Genomic DNA, 1855 nt, shown 5'->3' with positions numbered 1-1855 from the left:
TCGGTGCCCACCCTCGAGGCGAGTTCCGCACAAGTGGAGCGGCCGTAGGCCAAATAAGTACACGGCCGCGCAGCGGCCTTTCCGGTACGAAACGCGGAGGACGTGTCTGAGCAGCGAGGGTGGGCACCGAAGGCTCTGCGCCTCATCCCTCCACGCAAATGGCGGTGCAATGGCTCCACGGGGGAATCGACGAAGAACCAATAAAAAGGCCGAGTCTCGCGACCCGGCCTTTTTGTGTTCTACAGCGGGAAAATCAGGCGAGGTTCTTCGCCGCGAAGTCCCAGTTGACCAGGTTCCAGAACGCTTCCAGGTACTTCGGACGGGCGTTGCGGTAGTCGATGTAGTAGGCGTGCTCCCACACGTCCGCGGTGAACAGCGGCTTGTCGCTGCCGGTGATCGGCGTGGCGGCGTTGGAGGTGTTGACGATGGCCAGGGAGCCGTCCGGACGCTGCACCAGCCAGGTCCAGCCCGAGCCGAAGTTGCCGGCGGCGCTCTTGGCAAACTCTTCCTTGAACTTGTCCACGCCGCCAAAGGCCTTGGTCAGGGCGTCGGCAAGCTTGGCCGGCGGCTCGGCGCCGCCGGGGGCGCGCATCGAGTTCCAGTAGAAGGTGTGGTTCCAGACCTGGGCGGCGTTGTTGAAGATGCCGCCCGAGGAGGACTTCACGATCTCGACCAGATCCTTGCCCTCGAACTCCGTACCCTTGATCAGGTTATTGAGATTCGTGACGTAGGTCTGGTGGTGCTTACCGTAATGAAACTCGAGGGTTTCAGCGGAGATGTGCGGCTCCAGGGCGTTCTTCTCGTAGGGAAGCGGGGGAAGTTCGATCGCCATGTGCGGGACTCCTTAGCGTTGGCTGGGGGAAAGAAAGACGAAGCAGGGCGCCAGGCGCGGCACTGCTACACTACGCAACTATCAGCATTCTAATGATGAAACCCGACCTATGGACGTCGTAGACGAGATCAAGGCCACCGTAGCGGCGCACCCCATCGTGCTTTTCATGAAAGGCACGCCGGAGTTCCCTACCTGTGGGTTCTCCGATCGCGCCGTCAAGGCGCTGGAAGCCGCTGGGGCGAACTTCTTCTCGGTCAACGTCCTGGCGGATCCGCGCGTGCGCGCGGGCCTGCCGCATTATTCGAACTGGCCGACGTTTCCCCAGTTGTTCCTGTTAGGTGAATTCATCGGCGGGTGCGACATCGTCGAGGATCTCCACGCCGCGGGTGAACTCAAGCGCATGGCGGTGGAAGTCGCCGGGGCCGAATCGTGAGCGCATGGTCGTCCGTAGGGCTGCCCGATGACTGGGCGCCGGCTGGAGGCTCGCTCGCTGGCCGCGTCATCGTCGTCACCGGCGCCACGGGTGGACTCGGTAGTGAAACCGCGAAGGCCGTCGTTCGCGCCGGTGCGACCGTGGTGATCACGGGACGCAAGGTGCGCGCGCTGGAGAAGCTCTACGACGAGCTGGTCGCGCTCGGCGGTGCCGAACCGGTCATCCATCCGCTGGACCTCGAAAGCGCAACGCCGAGCGACTACGCGGCGCTCGCGGAAGGTCTCGAAAAGGAATTCGGCCGGCTCGATGGCGTGGTCCACGCCGCCGCGCATTTCAACGAACTCACGCCCATCGCCATGCACAAGCCGGACGACTGGCTGCGCGCGATGCAGGTGAATGTCTCCGCGCCTTTTGCGCTTACCCAGGCGTGCATGCCGCTGCTTACGCAGGCTGACGACAGCGCCGTCGTCTTCGTTTTCGATGACGCCGAACTCGTGTCGCGCGCGCACTGGGGTGGTTACGGCGTGTCCAAGGCGGCCGTGGAACGCATGGCCGCCGTGCTCCACGCTGAAAACGGCAAGGGCAGCATG

The 1855-nt window shown here is 63.7% G+C and carries 3 protein-coding genes; 2 read left to right on the top strand and 1 reads right to left on the bottom strand.

Annotated features, from left to right (window positions below; all coding sequences use genetic code 11):
• Positions 1–253 precede the first annotated feature (253 nt).
• Positions 254–832, bottom strand: a complete 579-nt coding sequence (locus AC1DSN_RS22065; RefSeq protein ID WP_213947855.1) for a superoxide dismutase — start codon at positions 830–832, stop codon at positions 254–256.
• A 109-nt stretch (positions 833–941) separates the two neighbouring features.
• Between AC1DSN_RS22065 and grxD the strand changes: the two genes are divergently transcribed.
• Complete coding sequence (gene grxD, locus AC1DSN_RS22060; protein ID WP_213947856.1) at positions 942–1265, top strand: Grx4 family monothiol glutaredoxin; 324 nt, start codon at positions 942–944, stop codon at positions 1263–1265.
• Positions 1262–1855, top strand: a 594-nt coding sequence (locus AC1DSN_RS22055) for an SDR family NAD(P)-dependent oxidoreductase (protein ID WP_477332921.1), incomplete at its 3' end; no start/stop codon positions are given. The genes grxD and AC1DSN_RS22055, both read left to right, overlap by 4 nt.

It is taken from the genome of Luteibacter sp. P4_D7_3 (assembly GCF_056401735.1).
Note: the sequence above shows the minus strand (reverse complement) of the source record. Positions and strands in the feature narration are given on the sequence as shown.